This is a genomic window from Halorubrum sp. SS7, assembly GCF_005435055.1.
Taxonomy (GTDB): domain Archaea; phylum Halobacteriota; class Halobacteria; order Halobacteriales; family Haloferacaceae; genus Halorubrum; species Halorubrum salinarum.
The window spans coordinates 1-214 of sequence record NZ_SGXV01000765.1 but is presented as its reverse complement, the minus strand read 5'-3'; the positions used below and the strand labels follow the sequence as shown (position 1 = coordinate 214).

The window sequence follows — 214 nt, the reverse complement described above, 5'->3', positions numbered from 1 at the left end:
CTCGGCGCCGAGGTGGTCAGCGGGGTGGTCGGCGTCGTCGGCATCGTTGCCGTCGGGATCCTGTTTTCGCTGTGGTTCGTCGCCTTCTCGAACGCGTTAGCGCTTCTCACACGCGATCAGGAGTCGACGATCATCGGCGCGAACCTGTTGCAGTTCCCCCTCCTGTTCTTGTCGAGCGCGTTCCTCCCGCTCGGAGCGCTCCCCGGCTGGATCC

General features: G+C 65.4%; 1 pseudogene. It reads left to right on the top strand.

The window, feature by feature from the left end:
• A pseudogene (locus EXE44_RS19860) lies at positions 1-214 on the top strand (ABC transporter permease); the annotation flags it as partial.